Below are 575 nucleotides of genomic sequence, written 5' to 3'. Positions count from 1 at the left end.
AATACTATTCATATAATTTATATGGTGGAGGATGACGGGATCGAACCGCCGACCCCCTGCTTGTAAGGCAGGTGCTCTCCCAGCTGAGCTAATCCTCCAAAGTGGTGACCCGTACGGGATTCGAACCCGTGTTACCGCCGTGAAAGGGCGGTGTCTTAACCACTTGACCAACGGGCCAAATATTATAAATCCTATGGCGGAGAGCAAGGGATTCGAACCCTTGATACGCTTATGACGTATACACGATTTCCAATCGTGCTCCTTCGGCCAACTCGGACAGCTCTCCAATGGCTCCGCAGGTAGGAATCGAACCTACGACCGATCGGTTAACAGCCGATAGCTCTACCGCTGAGCTACTGCGGAATAATATTGCCTGGCAACGTCCTACTCTCACAGGGACAAGGTCCCAACTACCATCGGCGCTAGAGAGCTTAACTTCCGTGTTCGGTATGGGAACGGGTGTGACCTCTCTGCCATCATTACCAGACATTATTCTTTTGAGACAATCATTATTATAACTTATTTTCTTTAAAAGTCAACAAGTTTTTTATGTTCTCTCAAAACTAGATAACATC

Annotated in this window: 4 tRNA genes and 1 rRNA gene; all 5 read right to left on the bottom strand. The window is 47.5% G+C overall.

The features are described 5' to 3' along the window. Positions 1-22: 22 nt before the first annotated feature. The 5 genes from Q9B79_RS26810 to rrf all read right to left on the bottom strand — a co-directional run bounded on the left by Q9B79_RS26810 (position 23) and on the right by rrf (position 487). Positions 23-98 (bottom strand) — tRNA-Val (locus Q9B79_RS26810). Between the two features lie 4 nt (positions 99-102). Next, positions 103-177, bottom strand: a tRNA-Glu gene (locus Q9B79_RS26805). A gap of 17 nt (positions 178-194) precedes the next feature. Next, positions 195-286, bottom strand: a tRNA-Ser gene (locus tag Q9B79_RS26800). Between the two features lie 2 nt (positions 287-288). Next, positions 289-363 (bottom strand) — tRNA-Asn (locus Q9B79_RS26795). An 8-nt stretch (positions 364-371) separates the two neighbouring features. Continuing rightward, positions 372-487: ribosomal RNA gene (rrf, locus tag Q9B79_RS26790) — 5S ribosomal RNA — on the bottom strand. Between the last annotated feature and the right edge of the window lie 88 nt (positions 488-575).

The organism is Bacillus sp. MHSD_36, assembly GCF_030757775.1.
Taxonomy (GTDB): Bacteria; Bacillota; Bacilli; order Bacillales; family Bacillaceae_G; genus Bacillus_A.
Note: the sequence above shows the minus strand (reverse complement) of the source record. Positions and strands in the feature narration are given on the sequence as shown.